1 protein-coding gene is annotated in these 755 nt (G+C 58.1%); it reads right to left on the reverse strand.

Annotated elements, in window-relative coordinates; translation table 11 throughout:
- Positions 1-140: 140 nt before the first annotated feature.
- Positions 141-599 (reverse strand): IS200/IS605 family transposase, encoded by a 459-nt coding sequence (gene tnpA / locus DWV58_RS09775; RefSeq protein ID WP_117776947.1) that lies wholly within the window; start codon positions 597-599, stop codon positions 141-143.
- Between the last annotated feature and the right edge of the window lie 156 nt (positions 600-755).

Here is a 755-nt window from a genome sequence, read left to right on the forward strand (position 1 = left end):
ATCAGAACCACCCTTAAAAAGGGTGGTTTGCTCTTAGGGTATAACCCACGGGCCCCGGGCTCGCGTCTAAAGGCGCGGGCCCGGACTTCGTCCAGGCCTAGTGCATCTTGACCCGTGGCGCGCCGGTCGAACCGGCAGGATCACCTCCTCTTGAAGGGGTCCTCGTACTCCTTCACGCTCAGCTTGTCCAGCGCGATGTCGTGGGACTCCTGCTCCCTGATGTACTTGGCGATCGTCGCCTCGTTCAGGCCGACGGTGGACACGTAGTAGCCCTCCGCCCAGAACTTCCTGTTGCCGAACTTGTACTTGAGGTTGGCGTGCCTGTCGAATATCATCAGCGAGCTCTTCCCCTTCAGGTAGCCCATGACGCTCGCGACGCTGTGCTTCGGCGGGATCGCCAGCAGCACGTGCACGTGGTCGGGCATCAGGTGCCCCTCGATTATCTCGATCCCCTTGTACTCGCACAGCTTCCTGAGGATCTCCCCTATGTCGCTCCTGATTTGGTTGTAGATCACTTTGCGCCTATACTTCGGCGTGAACACGATGTGGTACTTGCACATCCACTTCGTGTGGGAAAGGCTGTAGGCCTTCTGGGCCATGGCGACCACCCCTTCGACTCGAATTCTTGACGGCCTGAACAATCGTCAATATCGGTCGGAGGGGTGGCTTTGTAAAGCCGTTTGTCTCCACCCGCGTAGCGGGTGGTTTAAAGCTGGCCGCTGCGCGGCCAGCAGACTAAAGTCTTGAATAAAAAA

The sequence above is a fragment of the Collinsella sp. AF11-11 genome (assembly GCF_003465485.1).
Taxonomy (GTDB): domain Bacteria; phylum Actinomycetota; class Coriobacteriia; order Coriobacteriales; family Coriobacteriaceae; genus Collinsella.

Coding starts and splice junctions, on each gene's coding strand:
- tnpA (WP_117776947.1), bottom strand. CDS start 599: ATGGCCCAGAAGGCCTACAGCCTTTCCCACACGAAGTGGATGTGCAAG.